The sequence below is a fragment of the Peteryoungia aggregata LMG 23059 genome (assembly GCF_030814435.1).
Classification (GTDB): Bacteria; Pseudomonadota; Alphaproteobacteria; order Rhizobiales; family Rhizobiaceae; genus Allorhizobium; species Allorhizobium aggregatum.
Map to the genome: position 1 here is coordinate 16,304 of NZ_JAUSUW010000015.1, position 19,636 is coordinate 35,939.

General features: G+C 62.2%; 23 protein-coding genes and 1 tRNA gene. 14 read left to right on the plus strand and 10 right to left on the minus strand.

Annotated elements, in window-relative coordinates; all coding sequences use genetic code 11:
• Positions 1-22 precede the first annotated feature (22 nt).
• Together J2045_RS20035 and J2045_RS20040 are read right to left on the minus strand one after the other, a co-directional pair.
• Entirely contained in the window at positions 23-766 is a 744-nt protein-coding gene (locus tag J2045_RS20035; RefSeq protein ID WP_307376306.1) for a formyl transferase, read from the minus strand.
• Between the two features lie 44 nt (positions 767-810).
• Positions 811-1,458, minus strand: a complete 648-nt coding sequence (locus J2045_RS20040; RefSeq protein ID WP_307376308.1) for an exopolysaccharide biosynthesis protein — start codon at positions 1,456-1,458, stop codon at positions 811-813.
• Positions 1,459-1,628: 170 nt separating this feature from the next.
• On the opposite strand from J2045_RS20040, the gene J2045_RS20045 reads away from it, so the two are divergent.
• The 3 genes from J2045_RS20045 to J2045_RS20055 all read left to right on the plus strand — a co-directional run bounded on the left by J2045_RS20045 (position 1,629) and on the right by J2045_RS20055 (position 2,484).
• Entirely contained in the window at positions 1,629-1,949 is a 321-nt protein-coding gene (locus tag J2045_RS20045; protein WP_307376311.1) for a type II toxin-antitoxin system RelE/ParE family toxin, read from the plus strand.
• A complete protein-coding gene (locus tag J2045_RS20050; protein WP_307376312.1) occupies positions 1,946-2,245 on the plus strand; it encodes a helix-turn-helix domain-containing protein in 300 nt (99 codons plus the stop codon). The genes J2045_RS20045 and J2045_RS20050 overlap by 4 nt, the downstream gene beginning before the upstream one ends.
• Positions 2,246-2,316: 71 nt before the next feature.
• Entirely contained in the window at positions 2,317-2,484 is a 168-nt protein-coding gene (locus tag J2045_RS20055) for an entericidin domain-containing protein (protein ID WP_370873180.1), read from the plus strand.
• 28 nt (positions 2,485-2,512) lie between these two features.
• On the opposite strand, the gene J2045_RS20060 is transcribed toward J2045_RS20055, so the two are convergent.
• Positions 2,513-3,139, minus strand: a complete 627-nt coding sequence (locus J2045_RS20060) for a DUF1638 domain-containing protein (protein WP_307376314.1) — start codon at positions 3,137-3,139, stop codon at positions 2,513-2,515.
• 38 nt (positions 3,140-3,177) lie between these two features.
• Between J2045_RS20060 and J2045_RS20065 the strand changes: the two genes are divergently transcribed.
• Positions 3,178-3,339: an entericidin domain-containing protein gene (locus J2045_RS20065; protein ID WP_307376316.1), complete on the plus strand. Its 162-nt coding sequence runs from the start codon at positions 3,178-3,180 to the stop codon at positions 3,337-3,339.
• A gap of 49 nt (positions 3,340-3,388) precedes the next feature.
• Positions 3,389-3,523, plus strand: coding sequence for a hypothetical protein (locus tag J2045_RS20070; protein WP_307376319.1), 135 nt, complete (start codon positions 3,389-3,391; stop codon positions 3,521-3,523).
• Between the two features lie 25 nt (positions 3,524-3,548).
• Here J2045_RS20070 and J2045_RS20075 read toward each other — a convergent pair whose 3' ends face one another.
• Complete coding sequence (locus tag J2045_RS20075) at positions 3,549-4,250, minus strand: cobalamin B12-binding domain-containing protein (RefSeq protein WP_166604008.1); 702 nt, start codon at positions 4,248-4,250, stop codon at positions 3,549-3,551.
• Between the two features lie 270 nt (positions 4,251-4,520).
• Between J2045_RS20075 and J2045_RS20080 the strand changes: the two genes are divergently transcribed.
• From J2045_RS20080 to J2045_RS20090, 3 genes are all read left to right on the plus strand, one after another.
• Positions 4,521-6,086, plus strand: a complete 1,566-nt coding sequence (locus J2045_RS20080; protein ID WP_307376324.1) for a trimethylamine methyltransferase family protein — start codon at positions 4,521-4,523, stop codon at positions 6,084-6,086.
• Between the two features lie 98 nt (positions 6,087-6,184).
• Positions 6,185-6,886 carry a 4Fe-4S dicluster domain-containing protein gene (locus J2045_RS20085; protein ID WP_166604006.1) on the plus strand — a complete coding sequence of 234 codons (702 nt, stop codon included), beginning with the start codon at positions 6,185-6,187 and terminating at the stop codon, positions 6,884-6,886.
• A 100-nt stretch (positions 6,887-6,986) separates the two neighbouring features.
• A complete protein-coding gene (locus J2045_RS20090) occupies positions 6,987-7,730 on the plus strand; it encodes a phosphodiester glycosidase family protein (protein ID WP_307376328.1) in 744 nt (247 codons plus the stop codon).
• An 8-nt stretch (positions 7,731-7,738) separates the two neighbouring features.
• Here the strand turns inward: J2045_RS20090 and J2045_RS20095 are convergent, their stop codons facing one another.
• The 5 genes from J2045_RS20095 to J2045_RS20115 all read right to left on the minus strand — a co-directional run bounded on the left by J2045_RS20095 (position 7,739) and on the right by J2045_RS20115 (position 11,850).
• Positions 7,739-8,080 (minus strand): hypothetical protein, encoded by a 342-nt coding sequence (locus tag J2045_RS20095; RefSeq protein ID WP_307376331.1) that lies wholly within the window; start codon positions 8,078-8,080, stop codon positions 7,739-7,741.
• Positions 8,081-8,198: 118 nt separating this feature from the next.
• Complete coding sequence (locus J2045_RS20100) at positions 8,199-9,404, minus strand: ABC transporter permease (RefSeq protein ID WP_307376334.1); 1,206 nt, start codon at positions 9,402-9,404, stop codon at positions 8,199-8,201.
• Positions 9,394-10,110, minus strand: coding sequence for an ABC transporter ATP-binding protein (locus tag J2045_RS20105; protein ID WP_307376336.1), 717 nt, complete (start codon positions 10,108-10,110; stop codon positions 9,394-9,396). The genes J2045_RS20100 and J2045_RS20105 overlap by 11 nt, the downstream gene beginning before the upstream one ends.
• Before the next feature lie 8 nt (positions 10,111-10,118).
• On the minus strand, positions 10,119-11,345 hold the full coding sequence (locus tag J2045_RS20110; RefSeq protein ID WP_307376472.1) for an efflux RND transporter periplasmic adaptor subunit: 1,227 nt from the start codon (positions 11,343-11,345) through the stop codon (positions 10,119-10,121).
• A gap of 429 nt (positions 11,346-11,774) precedes the next feature.
• Positions 11,775-11,850 (minus strand) — tRNA-Lys (locus J2045_RS20115).
• Between the two features lie 185 nt (positions 11,851-12,035).
• Here J2045_RS20115 and J2045_RS20120 point away from each other — a divergent pair.
• Complete coding sequence (locus J2045_RS20120; protein ID WP_307376338.1) at positions 12,036-12,782, plus strand: cytochrome c biogenesis CcdA family protein; 747 nt, start codon at positions 12,036-12,038, stop codon at positions 12,780-12,782.
• A 42-nt stretch (positions 12,783-12,824) separates the two neighbouring features.
• Positions 12,825-13,787, plus strand: coding sequence for an AEC family transporter (locus J2045_RS20125; protein ID WP_307376340.1), 963 nt, complete (start codon positions 12,825-12,827; stop codon positions 13,785-13,787).
• On the opposite strand, the gene J2045_RS20130 is transcribed toward J2045_RS20125, so the two are convergent.
• Positions 13,764-14,966, minus strand: a complete 1,203-nt coding sequence (locus J2045_RS20130; protein ID WP_307376343.1) for a UbiH/UbiF family hydroxylase — start codon at positions 14,964-14,966, stop codon at positions 13,764-13,766. The two genes, J2045_RS20125 and J2045_RS20130, sit on opposite strands and share 24 nt — an antisense overlap.
• 190 nt (positions 14,967-15,156) lie before the next feature.
• Here J2045_RS20130 and pcsA point away from each other — a divergent pair, with 190 nt between their 5' ends.
• From pcsA to J2045_RS20150, 4 genes are all read left to right on the plus strand, one after another.
• Positions 15,157-15,885 (plus strand): phosphatidylcholine synthase, encoded by a 729-nt coding sequence (gene pcsA / locus J2045_RS20135; RefSeq protein WP_307376346.1) that lies wholly within the window; start codon positions 15,157-15,159, stop codon positions 15,883-15,885.
• 123 nt (positions 15,886-16,008) lie between these two features.
• Complete coding sequence (locus tag J2045_RS20140) at positions 16,009-17,598, plus strand: ABC transporter ATP-binding protein (RefSeq protein ID WP_307376349.1); 1,590 nt, start codon at positions 16,009-16,011, stop codon at positions 17,596-17,598.
• On the plus strand, positions 17,588-18,679 hold the full coding sequence (locus tag J2045_RS20145) for an ABC transporter permease (RefSeq protein WP_307376352.1): 1,092 nt from the start codon (positions 17,588-17,590) through the stop codon (positions 18,677-18,679). The genes J2045_RS20140 and J2045_RS20145 overlap by 11 nt, the downstream gene beginning before the upstream one ends.
• Positions 18,676-19,596 carry an ABC transporter permease gene (locus J2045_RS20150; RefSeq protein ID WP_307376354.1) on the plus strand — a complete coding sequence of 307 codons (921 nt, stop codon included), beginning with the start codon at positions 18,676-18,678 and terminating at the stop codon, positions 19,594-19,596. The genes J2045_RS20145 and J2045_RS20150 overlap by 4 nt, the downstream gene beginning before the upstream one ends.
• The last annotated feature ends 40 nt before the right edge of the window (positions 19,597-19,636 follow it).

Here is a 19,636-nt window from a genome sequence, read left to right on the forward strand (position 1 = left end):
GCTGCCATGAGTCCCGGTGTTTTTACCAGATCCGGCGTGTCAGGCCGCACCAGATCCATGACCAGAGCGTCGGAGGGAAGCGCAGGGCCGAGGGGCCTTGCGGCGTCTGCGGAGCAAGGCGACCGGCAAGGGCGTCTTCGAGGGATCGTCTGGTGATGTCGAGGGAGGCGATGGTCAGCAGCAGAGGGTAGGTGGAGATGAAATCGGCTGATGCAGGCCGGGTGCGAACCTCGTAAAGCGTGCCGCCGGTGTCTGTGCCGGCATCAACGAGGTGAAGGGTGGCGCCGAAATTCTCAGCATCGTTTTCCCGAAGCGACCAGTAGCCGCCCATCTGGCCGCGATAGTTGGGATTGATGCCAGCATGCAGGTTGATGACCGGGCAGGGCATGCCCGCAAGTTGCTTCCCCGACATGAGGCGGGTGGAGACGAGCAGGATGGCGCCGGGGCCGATCTGCTCCATCAGGTCCATCGTCTCCGCTGCATTGATCGAGGTGACCGGGTGGATCGGGATGGTGTCCGGAAGGACACGATCAAAGCCGTGCCGGCTCAACAATTCTTCGACGCGGCGGTCGGCGAGTCGGCGCAGAAGGCGGGCTGCTACCATGGTGCCGAGCTGGCCAAGTGCGGCGACCCAGCCCAGCTTTCTGGCGCGGCGGCGGGTGATCTCGTCCTTGCCCTCGGCATTTTCCAGGATGACGTGAACATCCATGTCTGACTTCGCGAGGTGCTGGACGACTATGGTCGGATTGAGGCCGCCGGCGGTCATGACAACCACCGGGCGGCGGGACGTGTCCGTAACGGGTTGAGACATCAGACGACGAGCGAGACGACGGCGACTGCGGTGTAGACGACGAAGCCCGCGATCATCAGCGACAGGATGCCGATGACACAGCCGGCGAGCACGCCGAGGCCATCACGCTGGGAATGCGCAAATCCGAGGACGGCAAGCGCAAAGGCCGGCGGCCAGTTGCCGAGCGGGATTGGCAGGAAGACGACGATCGCAAGGATCAGGGCCAAGACACCGATGACCCGTTCGGCGAAGCGGCTTTCAAACAGCCAGAAGCGGGGGATGACCAGCTTTTCGGCCCAGCGCATCCAGGGAACAAGGCGCTTGACGATCGCCTCGAAAGTCTGCGGCTCGACGCCGTAATCACTGACAACGCGCGGAAAGAAAACGCGGCCGCCGGGCGACATGGCCATCTGCCAGGCGACGAAGATCAGCGGCAGGCCGAGGATGAAGGTGCTGCCAGGCGGCAGGGGCACGAGATTGGGAAGCGCAAAGACCAGGAGGAAGGCGCCAAAGGAGCGGTCCTGCAGGGCGATCGCGATGTCGCGGATCGTCACCTTGCGCTCCGTTGTGCGGGCCAGACGGACCAGAAGGTCCGAAAGGTTTTCGGGATGATTGTGTTCACGCGCGGTGACGAGACCCGCCACCCATGTTTCCGCCCTGTCGGTCATGCCTGATTCTCTTGGTTTTTGTTGACCTAGCCCCATGTTTGCACGGGGATATTACAGGGGGATTAAAAGCCGGCTGGGTCGCAGTTCACGCTTTCGGGAATGGTGAAGGGAGGGTGAAGGGAGGGTGAAGAATGGGTGGATCAATATACCAGATGTGATATAAATTCCTCATGTGGTCGGTCGAGACGCTGGGGAAAATCGTCGACGATGAAATTGCGCGCTGGCCGCCTGATCTGCGCGCCCGATTGGTGCGGGTTTCAGCCTTGATCGAGGAAGTGGGTCTTGAACAATTGCCGGGCGGAACGATCAAACATGTCGAGGGCAGGCTCTGGGAGTTGAGGCTTTCAGCCAAGAGCGGCATTTCCCGAGCCATCTATGTCACCGCATCGGGTAAGCGCGTCGTCATTGTGCATGCCTATGTGAAGAAGACCGAGAAGATGCCTAAGAGGCATTTGGAATTGGCCCGCCAACGGGCGAGGGACGTGATATGACGAAGATCAGAGATCTGCACGAGGCCTGGCTTGAAAAGCCGGATTATCGCGAGGCCTACGATGCTCTTGAAGATGAGTTTTCCCTCATTCGTGCCGTAGTCGAGGCGCGCCTTCAGGCGGGACTGACCCAGGCCGAGCTCGCTGAGCGCATGCAAACTTCGCAGAGTGCTGTGGCGCGTCTCGAAAGTGGACGTGTGAAACCCTCCGCCTCGACGCTGGAGAAGCTGGCCAAGGCGACAGGCACGCGCCTGAAGATTTCCTTTGAGCCGGTGCTTGATACCATCCCATCACCTTAAGCCTCTGCCTTGATTTCTCCGCAAGCGCTTGTCACCTAGGTCGTCTTGTTTTGATCAGACGGGGAATCAGGATGACTGTCATTTTTCAACGCGCAACAGCCGTCATGGCTGTGCTGGTCGCGGTGACGCTTAGCCTTTCCTCCTGCGGAAACACGATCCGCGGGATTGGCAATGATCTCGGCAATGCTGTGGATGCGACCCAGGATGCGGGGCGCAGCGTCGCCAATTCGGTGCGTTGAGACGCAAGGTCACTTGGTGTGAAAAGCGTCAGGCGGCCGGCTGCGTGACGCGTGCTGCCGCAACCAGCTCCGGCTGGAGATCGCCGTAGCCGGTGAAGCGGTATTCGTAATCCAGCTTCAGATAGTCCGCCGCCCATTTGGCCTTGGCCTGGAGTTCGGCGTCCTCGGTCTGAGCGAGGTAGACGATCTTCGTGTAATTGCCGAAGACCATATCTCGCAGTTCGGGATGGCGATCGAGCTTCAGGGGTTCGATGACGAAGGCCTCGAACTGGCGGGTGATCAGGTCTGTCAGGTAGAAGGCGGTGAACTCCATCTCGCATTCGGCGAGGAATTTTTCCGTGCCGGTGAAGAAGGCATAACAGTGCGGGCCCGAGAGCCGCTCAATGCCTTCCTCGCGACAGATCTTGTCAATCTCGCCCTGCGTGCCGCATTCGGCATAGCCGATGAAGATGTTCTCATGGCCTGAGGCCCGGGCTTCCGCGATCTTTTCTCGCAAGGCAGGTGCGATGCGCTCTGGCCAGACATGCCAGATGGCGGGCAGACATTCCAAGGTCAGATGGTCGAGGCCGTTCCGCGCCTTGACCGCCAGGATTTCGCGCGCGATCGCACCGCAGGCGATCACGTGAACCTTTTCCGATTTGATGCGTTGTTCCATCGCATTCCACTCGTCACTCAGACAGAAGGTAGACCCATATGATGGCGAAAAAACTGACAGCCAGCGCAGCCCTTGTTCTCACCGTCTTCGCACTGTCGTCCTGCGGCAACACGATCCGTGGCGTCGGTCAGGATGCCGCCAATACCGTCGATGCCACGCAGAATGCTGCAAACAACGTCGACGCTGCGGCCTCGCGCTAATCCCGACGCGGGGCAATGCTCTGAGCGCAGATATAACAGGAGAGCGAGCATGAGGCTCACAACGATTGCCAAGGCCAGTGCCATCTACATGATGGCGGCCATCCTGTATGCTGGCGGGCATGTCGCCTGGCAGTCCATGGCGACGGCTCCTCAGAGCGAGGTCTACGCAAAAGCCGGCCCATGAAGGGCCGGCTTCGCCGTTTTCAGGCTCAGGCGCGGGCGCCCATGCTGTTGTGCTTGCGGCTGATGAATTCCTTGGCCGTTTCCACGGCAACGGCGGCATCGCGACAATAGGCATCCGCACCGACGGCCTTGCCGAATTCCTCGTTGAGCGGTGCGCCGCCGACGAGCACGACAAAATCGTCGCGAATGCCCTTTTCCTTCATCGTGTCGATGACGACCTTCATATAGGGCATGGTTGTTGTCAGCAGCGCCGACATGCCGAGAATGTCGGGCTTTTCGCGTTCCAGAGCTTCCAGGTAGTTCTCGACCGGATTGTTGATGCCGAGGTCGATGACGTCGAAGCCAGCGCCTTCCATCATCATGCCGACCAGGTTCTTGCCGATGTCGTGGATATCGCCCTTGACGGTGCCGATCACCATCTTGCCCTGCTTCGGGGCGCCGGTGGCGGCGAGCAGAGGGCGCAGGATCGTCATGCCGGCCTTCATCGCATTGGCGGAGAGCAGGACTTCCGGCACAAAAAGAATGCCGTCGCGGAAGTCGATGCCGACGATGCGCATGCCTTCGACGAGCGCCTGGGTCAGGACGTCATAGGGGGCCCAGCCACGGTCAAGAAGGATCCGCGTCGCTTCCTCGATCTCCTCCTTCAGGCCGTCATAGAGGTCATCATGCATCTGCTGCACGAGCTCTTCGTCTGAGAGTTCGGAAAGAATGATGTCGTCTTCGGCCATGGTGGTGCTTCCCGCTTCTTTTTCAACGCGATTCCGGTCGCGCCGGGCATGAGACTGCCCGATCGAAAGTTAAACCTCAAGTTCGTGAAAAACTCTTTTCGATTACGACGCAGCAAACGTGAAAAGCGACGGTGTCAGACAAGTCGGCAAAAAGCCGATGTCTGTGAGACACAAGCGGTTGGCGCATAAAGGATGGTTTCACATGCGGATTGGAATAGCATAATGGAGGAGAGAAGCAGCGTGGACGAGCGCTCGAGCGAGGAAACAGACATGGATGAGATCATCGAAGAACCGGGCGCAGGCCGTCGTTCACGCGGCGAAGGACGCGGGGCTGCGGCCCGCAGGGCATCGCGAAGCGGCGGCGGCGCCGGTCCGGCCATGCCTTACATCACCCGCAAGATCCAGACCTATGAGGTTCTGGACGAAGAAGGGCTGCAGCTGATCGAGCGCAATGCCGATATCGTTCTGGAAGAAATCGGCATCGAATTCCGCGACGACGCAGAGGCGCTGGAACTCTGGAGACAGGCCGGCGCCGATGTGCGGGGCGAGCGGGTGCATTTTCCGAAGGGGCTTTGCCGCGAACTCCTGAAGTCCGCCCCTTCCGAGTTCACCTGGCATGCGCGCAACCCGGAGCGCAGCGTTCGGATCGGTGGCAATGCCACGGTCTTTGCCCCGGTCTATGGCTCGCCCTTCGTGCGCGATCTGGAAGGCAATCGCCGCTATGCGACGCTTGAGGACTTCCGCAATTTCGTGAAGCTCGCCTATATGGCGCCGTCGATGCATTCGTCGGGCGGCACGGTCTGCGAGCCTGTTGATATTCCGGTGAACAAGCGTCACCTCGACATGGTCTACAGCCATATCAAATATTCCGACAAGCCGTTCATGGGCTCGGTCACGGCACCGGAGCGCGCGGAAGATTCGGTTGCCATGGCAAAGCTCGTCTTCGGTGACGAGTTCGTCGAAAACAACTGCGTCATGCTCAACCTGATCAACGCCAACTCGCCGATGGTCTTCGACGAGACCATGCTGGGTGCGGCGAAGGTCTATGCCCGCCACAATCAGGCTTCGGTGATTTCGCCGTTCATCCTGTCGGGCGCCATGAGCCCGGTGACCGTGGCCGGCACGCTGACCCAGATCCTCGCCGAAGTTCTGGCGGGTGCCTCGTTCACGCAGCTCATCCGTCCGGGTGCGCCGGTGCTGTTCGGTACCTTCGCGGCCTCGATTTCGATGCAGTCGGGGGCGCCGACGTTTGGTACGCCGGAGCCGGCACTCGTCTCCTATGGTGCAGCACAGCTCGCGCGGCGCATGGGTCTGCCGTTCCGTACCGGCGGTTCGCTCTGTGCGTCGAAGGTTCCGGATGCGCAGGCAGCACATGAAAGCGCCAATACACTCAACATGACGCTGCTTGCCGGTGCGAACTTCGTGCTGCATGCGGCCGGCTGGCTCGAAGGGGGGCTTGCCGCCTGCTACGAGAAATTCATGATCGACCAGGATCAGCTCGGCATGATGCAGAAGATGGCGCAGGGCGTCGATCTGACGGAAGACGGCCAGGCGATGGATGCAATCCGCGAAGTGGGTCCGGGCGCGCATTATCTCGGCTGCGCCCATACCCAGGCGAACTTCCAGACGGCTTTCTATCGTTCGGCGCTCGCCGACAACAACTCCTTCGAACAGTGGGAGATCGAGGGTCGCAAGCGCATCGAAGACCGGGCCAACGTGCTCTGCCGTTCGTGGCTGGACGCTTATGAAGCCCCGGCACTCGATCCTGCCATCGACGAGGCGCTGCTTGCCTATGTTGCGAGCCGCAAGAATTCGATGCCCGACGCCTTCACCTGAAAGGGTCCCGTTGCCAGGGAGCAAGGCGGAGCCAACCAGGTTGCCGACATGATCCAGAAGGAGGTCTGGCGACCGCATTACAAGATCGAGGGGCCGCGATGAGCGGCCCTTCAGACGTTTTGGGCAGGCTTGATGCGGCGCTTGCGGCATCCGGTCTGTCATGCCGTGGGGTGGTGCGGTTCGACGGGCATGATAGGGCGCCGTCTCTGGCCGATGGCCGGCCGGCATCCGCTGTCGTACTTATCGGCGTTGTGGGCGGTGCCATGTGGCCGGTGTTCGACGCCTGGCGCGCGACGCAGGTGGACGGGGGCGGATCTGATCCGCTCGATCGCTGGTCGAAGATCGTCATCGACGGCGTGGCCAAGGAGATCGGGGCGGCCGCCTGCTATCCGTCAGAGGCGCCTTACCAACCATTTCAGAGATGGGCGATGAAGGCCGAGGGGCTCAAGCCATCGCCGCTTGGGATCCTCATCCATCCGCGTTTTGGGCTCTGGCACAGCTATCGGGGGGCGCTTTTGTTTCGAGACTGGGACGACGAGATCGCAGCGCCTGTAGCGTTCACTCATCCCTGCGATCGCTGTCTGGAGAAACCCTGCCTGTCCTCCTGTCCCGTCGATGCCATCAAGCCGAGCGGCTTTGATGTCGTCGGCTGTCGCCAGCATCTGGCGGGTCCTGTGGGGCAAAGGGGCTGCATGATTTCAGGGTGTCTGGCACGCAATGCCTGTCCGGTCGGGACCGAATACCGCTATCCGCCCGAACAGCTCCGGTTTCATATGCAGGCACTGAAACTGCCACCTTGAGCGACGCAGGTGATTTCGGGGATATCGGGTTTGCGGCCTTCACAATGTCCGGAATCATCGCCAAGAACGGGTTCACTCAAGGACCCGTGGATTTCCCTGCATGCGCAAGAGCCTTTCTCTCCTCGGTTTTCTGACCGGTCTGCTGCTGCCCTCGCTTGCATTTGCGGCTTGCGAGCAGATGCGCGAGGGGGCCGCGACCTATCTTGCCTGTCGCTTTGATCCTGCGCGGGAGGATGTGCGCCTGCATCTCGCCGGACCGGATGGTGCGGCCTATGGCGGGTTTGCCGGGCTGCGGCGGCAGCTCTGGGCGGAGCGGCGGGTGCTCACATTTGCGATGAATACCGGCATGTATCACGACGACCTCTCGCCGGTCGGTTACTTCGCCGAATATGGCAAGGTGCTGAAACCGGCGGTGACCGGCGGCGGCTGGGGGAATTTTCACCTGCTGCCGAACGGTGTCTTCGTGATGAAGGACGGCAAGGCTTCCGTTCAGGAGACCAAAGCCTTCGTCGCCAGTGGCGTGGTGCCGGATTTCGGCACGCAGTCCGGCCCGATGCTGGTCATCGACGGCAAGCTGCATCCGAAGTTTCTCGCCGACAGCGACAGCTTCAAGATCCGCAATGGTGTCGGTGTCGACGACCGCGGGCAGGTGCATATGGTCGTCTCACGGGCGCCGGTGCGCTTCTACGACTTTGCGGTGTTTTTCCGCGACCGCCTTGACGTCGCCAACGCGCTCTATCTCGATGGGACGATATCGAGCGTGTTCATTGCCGAGGAGAAGCGGATGGACCGGCTGTTTCCCATGGGGCCGATCCTTTCGGTCAGCATGCCCATCCCGCAGTAAGACCGAGGTCAGACGGCCGCCTTCGGATAGGCGCGTTCCAGGCCACCGGAGCGGGTGAGGCCGGTGCGGAAGGACGCGAAGGCCGGATGCTGGCTGGAGCGGGCGGCTTCCATCAGGCGGATCTGGAGACGGGGCGGGGCATTGTCGCCGATCCATTCGCCTGCGCGCTCAAGCTTCAGCGAATTGAGAAAGCGGGCTTCCGAGGCAATCTCAAGATAGACATAGAGGCCCTCGAGCAGGGCATCGTCCTGGGCCGGGTTCTCGAAGATCAGCTTCAGGAAGGCCTGATCCGGCTCCTGCAGGGAGGCGATCTTGGCAGCGACGGTGTCGCGATCCGGAAAAGCGGACATGGGTTTACTCCCTCACATGGTCAAGGCTCTCGGACAGGGGCGCGCCCCTGTCCATTAGGATGAGCTACACCACAATAAGTTTGCCCGAGGCTTGCTGCGATGATGCGAGGGAGAGGCGTCATTCGTGGCGGAGCGCGTCGATGGGGTTCATCTGGGCCGCCCGGCGAGCCGGGAAATAGCCGAAGATCATGCCGATCGCCGCCGAGAAGGCGAAGGCCAGAAGGATGATCGAGGGGCTTGCGACGAAGGGCACCGACATCAAGGTGACAGCCGTATAGGCGATCGCCAGGCCGAGCGCGATGCCGACCACGCCGCCGAAGACGGAGAGCGTCACGGCTTCGACGAGGAACTGCATCAGCACCTGACGCTCGACCGCCCCGATCGCCAGCCGGATGCCGATCTCGCGGGTGCGCTCGGTGACCGAGACCAGCATGATGTTCATGATGCCGATGCCGCCGACAAGCAGCGAGACGGCGGCGACTGCGCCCAGCAGGCCGGTCATCAGGGTGGTGGTGCCGGTGAGGGTCGCTGCCATCTGGGTCATGTCGTTGACGGAAAAGTCGTCGTCACGGCCGGGCACGATCTTGCGGCGTTCGCGCAGCAGACGCTCGACATCGGCCTGAACCTTTGCGGTGGACACGCCGTCTTCGGCCGATAGCATGATGCTGGAGACATCCGTCGAGCCGCCGATGCGGCGTTGGAATACCTTGAGGGGCATCATGACGACATCGTCCTGGTCGCTGCCCATGCCGCTCTGGCCCTTCTTCGCGAGAATGCCGATCACCTGGCAGGCAACATTGCCGACGCGGATCGTCTGTTCGATGGCGGGCGTCGAGCCGAAGAGCTTGGAGCGGACGGTTTCGCCGACGAGGCAGACGGCCTGGCCGCCCCGCTCTTCCGACGCCAGGAAGGTGCGGCCGGAGGCCAGTTCCCAGTTTTGGGCGATCAGATAATCGTCTCCGGAGCCGATGATCGAGGTCTGGCGGCTCTGGCCGCTGAAGATGACGGTCTGGCTGGACTGGTTGATGGCGGCCACGGCGCGCAGGCCGGGGATCTGCTCGCGGATCGCCTCGATGTCCCGGATGGTGAACTTCTTGGCGTCGGTGGCGGCACGGCCCGGTCCGAACTGGCCGGGACGGACGAAGAGCAGATTGGTGCCGAGCTTGGAGATTTCGCTGGTGACCTGGGCGGTCGTGCCGTTGCCGATCGTCACCATGGCGATGACGGCGGCCACGCCGATCACGACGCCGAGCACGGTGAGGAAGGAGCGTAGAAGGTTGCGGCGGATGGCGCGCAGCGCCAGTTTCAGGGTTTCACCGAACATGGGCGCGTGCCTCCTCGATCCCGCTGTCGGATTGGATTTGGCCATCGACAAAACGCAGGGTCCGCTTCGCATAGGCGGCGATATCGTCTTCGTGGGTGACCATAATCACCGTGATGCCGTGATCGCGGTTGAGGCCGGTGATGAGTTCCATGATCTCCCGGCTGGTCTTGGTGTCGAGATTGCCGGTTGGTTCATCGGCGAGCAGCACGGCGGGGCTGGTGACGATCGCGCGGGCAATCGCGACGCGCTGTTGCTGGCCGCCGGAAAGTTCCTGAGTGGTGTGGTTTTCGCGTCCGCTAAGGCCGACCTGCGACAGCGCCTTCAGCGCCCGGGCCCGCCGTTCACGCCCGTCCATGCCGCGATAGACCAGCGGCAGTTCGACATTTTCGACCGCCGAGGTGCGGGCGAGCAGGTTGAAGCCCTGGAAGACGAAGCCCAGCATGTGGCGGCGCAGCAGCGTATATTGCGCGCGGTCGAAGCCTGATGTGTCGATACCTTGAAAGAAATACTGACCTGATGTCGGCACATCGAGGCAGCCGAGGATGTTCATGGCGGTCGATTTGCCGGAGCCGGACGGGCCCATGATCGCGACGAATTCGTTGCGCTCGATCGACAGGTCAACCCGGTCGAGGGCACGGATGGTTGCCTCGCCGCGTCCATAGATGCGGGAGATCTGGCGAAATTCGAGGAGCGGGGAGGAGGCCATGGCGCGCCTTAGCCGTTGCGGACGGCCTGGTCGGTGATGACCTGGTCGCCCTCCTTGACGTCGCCTTTGACGACAACCGTGTTCTGGCCGTCGGAGGCGCCGATCTCGATGTTGACGGCGACAGGTACGCCGTTGCGCAGCAGCCAGATGGTGCGCTCGTTGCCCTCAGGTTCGGGCGCACTTTGCGGCGCTTCACGGGGCGGGCGGAAAAGGCTGAAGACGCCGCTGCCGCCGCCGGTGGTCCCCGTCCCGGTGGTCGCCGGCGGGGAATAGCGCAGCGCGGCATTGGGGATCAGCAGGCCGTTCTTCACCGACTGGACAACGATATCGGCCGTCGCGGTCATGCCCTGGCGCAGCAGAAGATCGTCATTGGATACGGAGAGAATGCCCTTGTAGGTGACGACGTCGCTGACGGTTTCGGCAGCGTAGCGGATCGAGGTGATCTCGGCGGGGAAACGCTGGTCGGGGAAGGCATCGACCGTGAAGGTGGCGGCCTGGCCGACGGCGACCTGGCCGACATCGGCCTCGTCGATCGAGACCTGCAGCTCCATCTGGCGCAGATCTCCGGCTAGGGTGAAGAGCGTCGGGGCTTCGAGCGAGGCTGCGACCGTGGCGCCGGTGTCGACATTGCGCGAGAGAACGATGCCGTCGATCGGCGAGACGATCGTTGCCTTGGATACCGAGAGCTTTGCCTGTTCGAGGGCGGCTTCCGCTGAGATGACATCGGCTTCGGCGCTCTGGCGCGCGGCGGACGCCGCCTGGTAGGTATACTCGGCGGTGTCGAGATCCTGCTGGGTGGAGACGCGGCTGGAGACGAGCGTGGTCTGACGGTCGAGCTTGGACTTGGCCGATTGTTCGTCGGCGCGGGCCTTGGAGACCGAGGCGCGGGCGGAAGCGAGGGCCGCCTCCTTGGCTTTCAGGTCGGCGTTCAGCTTGTCGGTGTCGAGGCGCGCCAGTACGTCGCCCTTCTTCACCTCACTGTTGAAGTCGGCAAGCACCTCGCGAACCGTGCCCGACTGTTCCGAGGAAACGTCGACCTGAACGGTCGGCTCCACGGAACCGGTTGCCGTGACGACCACGGTCAGGTCGCCGGGCTTCAACTCGGCGGTGGTATAGCTGACAGTGGTTCCGCCCGCCGACCAGAGATAGGCGCCGTAGCCAAGCCCAAGGATTGCAAGCAGACCGAGGAAACGCAGGCCCCAGCGGGCCTTCGGACGCGCGGCGCTGGCCAGCATCGCCTTCAGCTCTTCCGTCTCGGACGAGGTCTTGGGGTTCGGGTTGTCGCTCACGTCTGCTCCGTCTCAATCATTCTGCTTCACCGGACCTTGGACCAGGCCGGCGCCAAGCCCCTTGATCGGTATCAAGGGCATCAGCTTCCATGGCTATGCAGATAGACTTTCGGCGAGGAAAGGACAGTGAAAGATTGGTAAGGTTGGTGTTTGTGCGACCCGAGGAACGAAGGAACGGCGTCTGCTCGCCGCTTTACACGTGCGGGGCGCAGGGATCGGCAGGGCGTATCACGCAAGACAGGCAAGCTGTTCTTCAGCCGCACCGACCTCGAATGGATAATGGCCAGAAAGCTTTGGGAAACCGTTCACCACGCGTTTCACCCGTGTCTTGGGTCGGTGATGTTGCCCATGTCGCCGGTATGAACATCTTGAGAGTGGTGAGAGCGCAGGGATTCGAACCCTGGACCTACTGATTAAAAGTCAGTTGCTCTACCGGCTGAGCTACGCTCTCCCGTGCGGTTTTTGCGCCGCCCCAAGAAGTGCGCGGAACATATGCAGGCGCCCCCGACCGGTCAACCGCAAAAATGCAGTTTTGCCAGCAAAATGCAGCCTAGTTGTCGCAGCGTACGCAAAGGTGATTGGCAAGCGGGCAGCGCGCGGATTAGGAAGGGCGCCGTTCGGGTCCCGGAGTCTGTCGTGTCGATTGCCGATATTTCCTTTTTCAGTGCGCTTCTGGCGGGGGCCTTGTCCTTTCTGTCTCCCTGCGTACTGCCGCTCGTGCCGCCCTATCTCTGCTACATGGCCGGGATTTCGGTCGACCAGTTCCGTGACGGTCAGTCCACCCAGAACGCCGCAGCCCGGCGCACGGTGCTGCTGACGTCGCTGGTCTTCACCCTCGGTTTCGCCACCGTATTCGTCTCCCTCGGTGCCGGCGCCTCGACGATCGGCGGGCTTCTGAGGCAGCACATGGACCTGCTGGCCAAGCTCGGCGGCGTCATCATCATCATCATGGGCCTGAATTTCCTCGGCCTCTTCCGGCTGGGCATCCTGTCGTCGGAATACCGATTCGCCAGTGGCGGCAAACCGGCAACGCTGTCCGGCGCCTATGTCATGGGCCTTGCCTTTGCCTTCGGCTGGACACCCTGCATCGGCCCCGTGCTCGGCGCCATCCTGGGCGTTGCCGCCTCCAAGGAAACCGTGGGCGATGGCGCGCTGCTGCTTGCCATCTATTCGCTGGGGTTGGCGGTGCCCTTCTGGATTGCAGCCGGGTTCTCCGGGGCGTTCATGCGCTTTCTCACCCGTTTCCGCCGCCATCTCGGGCTGGTGGAGAAGGCAATGGGCGGTCTCCTGGTGTTGACGGGCCTCGCCTTCATCTTCGGTTACGTCTCTGACATGGCGATCTGGTTCCAGCAGACCTTTCCAATCCTGTCGCAAATCGGCTAAGTCCGGAACGGGCGCGCGGGGGCGTCCGTATGGAGACTGCCGATGGCCGAGATTGTCGCGCTGGTACTGCCGTTTTTTGGCCTGATCCTCATCGGATATGTCTCGGGCCGGCTCGGTGATCATTCGGCCCAGGCGCTCGGCTGGCTGAATTTCTTCGTGATCTACGTTTCGCTACCGGCACTGTTCTTCAAGCTTGTCTCCCGCACCCCGATCGAACAGCTGACCCGCATCGACTTCATCGCGGCCTGCCTAGCCGCAACCTACAGCATTTTCGTGCTTGTCTTCATCATCAGCCGTCTTGTTCGCGGCAACAGCATTGCCGAGTCGACCGTCCAGTCGCTGGCGGGCTGCTATGGCAATATCGGCTACATGGGGCCGGGTCTTGCCCTGCTTGCCTTCGGCGAAAAGGCTGCTGTTCCAGTGGCGCTGGTCTTCTGCTTCGAAAACGCCGCCCACTTCATCGCCGCACCGGCACTGATGGCCTTTGCCGGTGGTGACAAGCGCCCGCCCTTGCAGCTCGCGCTCGACGTCGGCCGCAAGATCCTGACGCATCCCTTCATCATCGCAACGCTGATCGGCTTTCTGGCCGCCGCCTCGTCCTTCGAGCCGCCAATCGCCCTGCAGCGCCTCATCGACTATCTCGCTCAGGCGGCAGCGCCCTGCGCCCTGTTTGCCATGGGGGTGACGTTGGCGCTGCGCCCACTCAGGCGCATTCCGGTCGAGATCGGTTACATCGTACCGATCAAGCTCGTCCTGCATCCGATCCTGGTCTATGTCGTCCTGAGCTTCGTCGGCAAGTTCGATCCGCTTTGGGTCTACACGGCAATCCTGCTCGCCTCGCTGCCGACGGCAACCAATGTCTTCGTCATCGGCCAGCAATACGGGGTCTGGCAGGAGCGGGCTTCAGCCACGATCCTGATCACCACGGTCATCTCGGTGTTTTCGGTCTCGGCACTTCTCTTTGCGGTCAAGAGTGGCGTCTTACCGCCCGACCTTTTTCCGTAACAGCTGCGGCAGGCTCTTCAAGCCACGACCGGGCGCAACCCCCTCCTGCATGACAAGGTTGCGCAAGGGGCCGACGCTCGCGAGGACCTGCAATCCGGCCGCCCGGACCATCTGAACCGGAAGCAGCCCTGAGAGCAGGGACCTGTTCAACAGATCGACGCTCGCCGTTCGGCTCGCAATGTCGAGCCGACGCTTCCGGTCGAACCGGTCGCCACTGTCGGCAGCGATGGGTGCCGGACCGCGATCGATGAGGATTTCCTCCAGGGCCGCGATGTCGCGCAGGCTGAGATTGAGGCCCTGGGCGCCAATCGGCGGGAAGGCATGACCTGCCTCGCCGACAAAGGCGGCTCGTCCCTTGCCATAATGAACGGCGGTCATGCCAGACAGTGGCCAGGCCTGCACGCCTTCCTCCACGGACACCTTTCCGAGCATCGACTGCATGCGGCCCTCGACCTCCGCCGACAACTGATCAGCGGTCAGCGAGGTCAGGCGATCCGCCTCCTGCGGCGTCACCACCCAGACGAGGCTCGAGCGCAAGCCAGGCAAGGGCACCTGGGTGAAGGGCCCCGATTCGGTGTGAAACTCCGTGGAGATGTTCTGGTGGGGGAGCGTGTGGACGAAATTCATCACCACGGCCGTCTGCGGGTAGGACCAGGTCTTCACCCCGACGCCGGCGCTCTCGCGGGTCCTCGATCGCCGTCCGTCCGCGCCGATGACGAAATCGACCGAGACCGTCTCGCCGTCGAGACCAAGGGTGACGGCCTCGGCGCCGACATCGATCGTCTGAGCCGTCGACGTTTTCCGGCTGATCAGCGGTTCCGACGCCACGGCTTTGGAGAGCACGGCAAGCAGGGCGGCATTCGGAATGTTGTAGCCGAAGGCGTCAAGCCCGATTTCGGCGCTGCGGAACGCGACCGTTGGCGCCCGCAACAGGCGTCTGGTGCCGTCGATGATCTGCATCACCGCGAGCGGGGCGGTCTGCGTCTCCAGGTGCTGCCACAGACCGAGCCGCTGCATCATCGCCAGCGACTGGTCCATCAGGGCCGTGGTGCGTCGATCGGATCCATCCGGCTCCGGGCCGACCAGAACGACGCGGCGACCGCCGCGTGCCATGGCGATGGCGGCGATCTGACCGGCCGGTCCGGCGCCGATGACGGCAATGTCGTGGTCGTGCTGCATCCTGAGGGTCCCGGGTTGGCGTGACATAACCTCTATCTAGATCGCCGGTGCGCCAAAATCCATGGGCCGAAATGGCGCAGCCACCGGCAATCGCTGCGCCGAAATCGGGGCATAGTCCGGCACTTGTGTTGCAAACCGCGTCATTTCGTCCGATACCGTTTCTCCCGATTGCGGTCGACCTGGAGCCAGGATGAAGATCTTCAACTACAAGCGTGTGCCATACGCCGAAATCCGCGCTTTTTCGGTGCATATTCTCACCGCTTCAGGTTCTTTCCTGGCTTTTCTCGGGGTTGTTGCGGCCGCCGAAATGCGCTTCGTCGATATGTTCTGGTGGCTGGGACTTGCCCTGCTCGTCGATGGTATCGACGGCCCGATTGCCCGCAAGGTTCGCGTCAAGGAAGTCCTGCCGAACTGGTCCGGCGATACGCTCGACAACATCATCGATTATGTCACCTATGTGCTTCTGCCGGCCTTTGCGCTCTATCAGAGCGGCATGATCGGGGAGCCGTGGTCCTTCGTCGCTGCCGGCCTGATCGTGGTGTCGAGCGCCATCTACTATGCCGACATGGGGATGAAAACGGACGAGTATTTCTTCTCCGGCTTCCCCGTTGTCTGGAACATGCTGATCTTCACGCTGTTTGTCATCGATGCCAGCGCCACCACGGCTCTGGTGGTCGTGCTGGCCTCGGTGTTCCTGACTTTTCTGCCGATCCATTTCCTTCATCCGGTCCGCGTCAAGCGCCTGCGTCCGCTCAATCTCGCCGTTTTCCTCCTCTGGTGCGGGTTTGGCGGCTATGCGCTGCTGCTTCATTTCAATTCGCCGACCTGGGTCGTGATCGGCATGATCGTCAGCGGTCTCTATCTCTACGTGATCGGGGGCGTGCTGCAGTTCTTCCCGGCTCTCGGTCGTCGCGACTGACCGAGTTTCGAACGCGTCTGGGCAAAACCAAAAAAAACTTTTGCCTATATATTGTGCGCTGCCGCAAACCGGTTATGAATTGAGCGATGGACTAGGCGCAAGACCTGGCCGGGACGCATGGCAATGCAAGGGGGACCTGTGCCGCATCAATCGCCCGAGGGTGACAAGCCGCTTCTGACCGTGCGGGGGCTGACGAAGCTATTCGGCAGTTTCAAGGCCTGCGATGGCATCGACCTCGATATCGGCCATGGCGAGATTCATGCGCTTCTCGGCGAAAACGGCGCCGGAAAGTCAACACTCGTCAAGATGCTCTTCGGCATCCTTGCGCCGTCCGCCGGCACGATCGGCTGGGAAGGCCAGAACCGCGTCATCCCCAATCCAGCCGCTGCCCGCCGACTCGGCATCGGCATGGTTTTCCAGCATTTTTCCCTCTTCGAAGCGCTCACGGTCGCCGAAAACATCGCGCTGTCGCTCGACGAGAAGATCTCGATCTCCGATCTCTCGAAAAAGGCAGCGGAACTTTCGGTCGCCTATGGATTGCCGCTTGATCCCAACGCCCATGTGGCCGATCTCTCGGTTGGCGAGCGCCAGCGCATCGAGATCGTCCGGGCGCTATTGCAAAACCCGAAGCTCATCATTCTCGACGAACCGACCTCGGTGCTGACGCCGCAGGAGGCGGACAGGCTCTTCGAAACACTCTTCAAGCTCAAGGCTGAAGGCCGTTCCGTTCTCTATATCAGCCACCGCCTCGAAGAAGTGCAGCGCATCTGTGATCGCGCCACCGTGCTCCGCCACGGCAAGATGACCGGCGCCTGCGATCCACGCCAGGAAACGCCGGCTTCTCTCGCCCGGATGATGGTGGGTGCGGACGTCGCCTGCGTCGAAAAGGTGGAGCCGCCGGCAGACGGTGCGGTGCAGTTGCAGGTCACGGACCTCTCCGTCAGCCCGCGGACGCCCTTCGCCATGCCGCTCAAGAACCTCTCGATGACTGTGAAGGCAGGGGAGATCCTGGCGATTGCAGGGGTGGCCGGCAACGGCCAGAGCGAACTCTTCGATGCGCTCTCCGGCGAATATCCGGTTCAAAACCCCGATTCGGTTCAGCTGCGCGGCAAGTCCGTCGGGCGCCTCGGGATCAACGAGCGCCGGTTGCTCGGCGCGGGCTTCGTGCCTGAGGAACGGCACGGCCACGCGGCGATCCCGGCCATGAGCCTGTCGGAAAACCTTTTCTTGTCGCGCAATGCCTCCGACCGCACCGCCTATCTCACTGGCGGCAAGATCGGCTTGATCCGCCATGGCCTCGTTCAGCAGGCTGCCCGCCGGATCTCCGAGATGATGGATGTGCGCAAGAGCGGTGATGATCCAGCTGCCGGCTCGCTTTCGGGCGGCAACCTGCAGAAGTTCATCGTTGGCCGCGAGCTCGATCGGCAACCGTCGGTGCTCGTTGTCAACCAGCCCACCTGGGGCGTCGACGCAGGGGCCGCGAGCCGCATCCGTCAGGCCCTTGTCGACCTCGCCAAGAGTGGCTCTGCCGTCGTCGTCATCAGCCAGGATCTGGACGAGATTTTCGAGGTCGCGACGTCGATTGCAGCGATCTCCGAAGGCAAGCTGTCCGACGCCTATCCCGCCTCGACCATGACCCGCGAACGCATCGGCATCCTCATGGGTGGCGTTCACGGTCTGCAGACTGCCCCGGAGGCGGCCCATGCGCATTGAACTTGAACGCCGCTCCCGCCAGTCGAACCTCTTTGCCATCGTCTCGCCGCTACTTGCTCTGGCACTGACCGTCTTCTTCGGCGGCATCATGTTCGCGATGCTCGGCAAGGATCCGGTTTCGGCCCTCTACAGCTTCTTTATCGAGCCACTGCTCGAGGTCTGGTCGCTGCATGAACTCGCGGTAAAGGCGGCTCCGCTGATCCTCATCGGCGTCGGGCTTTCCGTCTGTTACCGCTCGAACAACTGGAATATCGGCGCCGAAGGTCAGTTCATCGCCGGTGCGATCGTCGGCTCCATCCTGCCGATCACCTTTTATGAGTGGACCTCGCCGCTGCTCCTGCCGATGATGCTTGTCATGGGCGCGATCGGTGGCGCCGCCTATGCCGCGATCCCGGCGCTGCTCAAGACCCGTTTCAATACCAACGAGATTCTCACCAGCCTGATGCTGGTCTATATCGCGCAGCTTCTGCTCGACTGGCTGACGCGCGGCATCTGGAAGGATCCGGCGGGTTACAACTTCCCGCAGTCACGCTCCTTCGTACCCGAGGCGGTACTGCCCGAGATCCTCGATTCGGGCCGTGCTCATCTCGGCATCGTCTTTGCACTGGTCGCGGCCGTCGCCGTCTGGTTCATGATGCGCTACACGCTCAAGGGCTTCCAGGTGGTGGTGCTCGGCCAGTCCGAGCGGGCAGGGCGCTTCGCCGGCTTCTCGTCTCGCAAGATGGTCTGGTTCTCGATGATGTTCTCCGGCGCGCTTGCAGGGCTCGCCGGCATTGCCGAAGTTTCCGGTTCTATCGGCCACATGCAGCCGACGATCTCGCCGGGTTACGGCTTCACGGCGATCATCGTCGCTTTTCTCGGCCGTCTCAATCCGCTCGGTATCATCGCCTCCGGCTTCGTGCTGGCGCTGACCTATCTCGGCGGGGAGGGCGCGCAGCTGTCGATTGGCGTGTCCGACAAGGTGACGCGCGTCTTCCAGGGGCTGCTGCTGTTCTTCGTGCTCTCTTGCGATACGCTCATCCTCTACAAGGTGCGCCTCGTCTTCGACCGTGCCCGCAATGCGTCCACGAAGGGTGCGTGACGATGTTTGAAGCCATCCTTCTGACCATTATTACCGCCTCGACCCCGCTGGTGATTGCCGCCATGGGCGAACTGGTTACCGAGCGCTCCGGCGTGCTGAACCTCGGCGTCGAGGGCATGATGATCATCGGCGCGGTCTGTGCCTTCATAGCCACCAATATGACGGGTTCGCCCTATGTCGGCGTTCTCGCTGGCATCGCGACGGGCGCGATCTTCTCGCTGCTGTTCGGCTTCCTGACGCTGACGCTGGTCGCCAACCAGGTCGCGACGGGTCTCGCGCTGACCATCCTCGGTCTTGGTGTATCCGGCATGGTCGGTGAAAGCGTCGTGGGTGTTCCCGGCGTCAAGATGCAGCCGATCGTCATCCCGCTGCTTTCCGATATTCCGGTGATCGGGCCGATCCTGTTTGCCCAGGATCTCTTCTTCTATCTGTCGATCGCGCTGGTTGCCGGGGTGAACTGGTATCTGTTCAAGAGCCGTTCGGGTCTCAAACTTCGCGCCATCGGTGACAGCCATGGCTCGGCACATACGCTCGGGCTGCCCGTCATTCGCACCCGTTATCTTGCCGTGATGTTCGGCGGCGCCTGTGCCGGTCTCGCCGGCGCGCAGCTGTCGCTCGTCTACACGCCGCAATGGGTGGAGAACATGTCGGCCGGCCGAGGCTGGATCGCGCTCGCCCTCGTCGTCTTCGCCGCATGGCGGCCCTGGCGGGTTCTCGCCGGCGGTTATCTCTTCGGCGCGGTCACCATCGGCCAGCTGCACGCCCAGGCGCTCGGCATCGGCCTTCCCTCGCAATTTCTGTCCGCGCTACCCTATGCGGCAACCATTGTCGTGCTGATCATAATCTCCCATAATCGCCGTACGACGCTGATCAACACGCCGGCCTGCCTTGGCAAGCCGTTCGTGCCGGATAGATAATCAAAACAAAAGCTTCAACCTAACCAGACAGGGGTAATCC

Bases quoted from the DNA above. Each gene is read 5' to 3' on its own strand.
- J2045_RS20035 (WP_307376306.1), bottom strand. From the start codon at position 766: ATGACCGCCGGCGGCCTCAATCCGACCATAGTCGTCCAGCACCTCGCG.
- J2045_RS20040 (WP_307376308.1), bottom strand. From the start codon at position 1,458: ATGACCGACAGGGCGGAAACATGGGTGGCGGGTCTCGTCACCGCGCGT.
- J2045_RS20045 (WP_307376311.1), top strand. From the start codon at position 1,629: ATGTGGTCGGTCGAGACGCTGGGGAAAATCGTCGACGATGAAATTGCG.
- J2045_RS20050 (WP_307376312.1), top strand. From the start codon at position 1,946: ATGACGAAGATCAGAGATCTGCACGAGGCCTGGCTTGAAAAGCCGGAT.
- J2045_RS20055 (WP_370873180.1), top strand. From the start codon at position 2,317: ATGACTGTCATTTTTCAACGCGCAACAGCCGTCATGGCTGTGCTGGTC.
- J2045_RS20060 (WP_307376314.1), bottom strand. From the start codon at position 3,139: ATGGAACAACGCATCAAATCGGAAAAGGTTCACGTGATCGCCTGCGGT.
- J2045_RS20065 (WP_307376316.1), top strand. From the start codon at position 3,178: ATGATGGCGAAAAAACTGACAGCCAGCGCAGCCCTTGTTCTCACCGTC.
- J2045_RS20070 (WP_307376319.1), top strand. From the start codon at position 3,389: ATGAGGCTCACAACGATTGCCAAGGCCAGTGCCATCTACATGATGGCG.
- J2045_RS20075 (WP_166604008.1), bottom strand. From the start codon at position 4,250: ATGGCCGAAGACGACATCATTCTTTCCGAACTCTCAGACGAAGAGCTC.
- J2045_RS20080 (WP_307376324.1), top strand. From the start codon at position 4,521: ATGGATGAGATCATCGAAGAACCGGGCGCAGGCCGTCGTTCACGCGGC.
- J2045_RS20085 (WP_166604006.1), top strand. From the start codon at position 6,185: ATGAGCGGCCCTTCAGACGTTTTGGGCAGGCTTGATGCGGCGCTTGCG.
- J2045_RS20090 (WP_307376328.1), top strand. From the start codon at position 6,987: ATGCGCAAGAGCCTTTCTCTCCTCGGTTTTCTGACCGGTCTGCTGCTG.
- J2045_RS20095 (WP_307376331.1), bottom strand. From the start codon at position 8,080: ATGTCCGCTTTTCCGGATCGCGACACCGTCGCTGCCAAGATCGCCTCC.
- J2045_RS20100 (WP_307376334.1), bottom strand. From the start codon at position 9,404: ATGTTCGGTGAAACCCTGAAACTGGCGCTGCGCGCCATCCGCCGCAAC.
- J2045_RS20105 (WP_307376336.1), bottom strand. From the start codon at position 10,110: ATGGCCTCCTCCCCGCTCCTCGAATTTCGCCAGATCTCCCGCATCTAT.
- J2045_RS20110 (WP_307376472.1), bottom strand. From the start codon at position 11,345: ATGCTGGCCAGCGCCGCGCGTCCGAAGGCCCGCTGGGGCCTGCGTTTC.
- J2045_RS20125 (WP_307376340.1), top strand. From the start codon at position 12,825: ATGGCCGAGATTGTCGCGCTGGTACTGCCGTTTTTTGGCCTGATCCTC.
- J2045_RS20130 (WP_307376343.1), bottom strand. From the start codon at position 14,966: ATGCAGCACGACCACGACATTGCCGTCATCGGCGCCGGACCGGCCGGT.
- pcsA (WP_307376346.1), top strand. From the start codon at position 15,157: ATGAAGATCTTCAACTACAAGCGTGTGCCATACGCCGAAATCCGCGCT.
- J2045_RS20140 (WP_307376349.1), top strand. From the start codon at position 16,009: ATGCAAGGGGGACCTGTGCCGCATCAATCGCCCGAGGGTGACAAGCCG.
- J2045_RS20145 (WP_307376352.1), top strand. From the start codon at position 17,588: ATGCGCATTGAACTTGAACGCCGCTCCCGCCAGTCGAACCTCTTTGCC.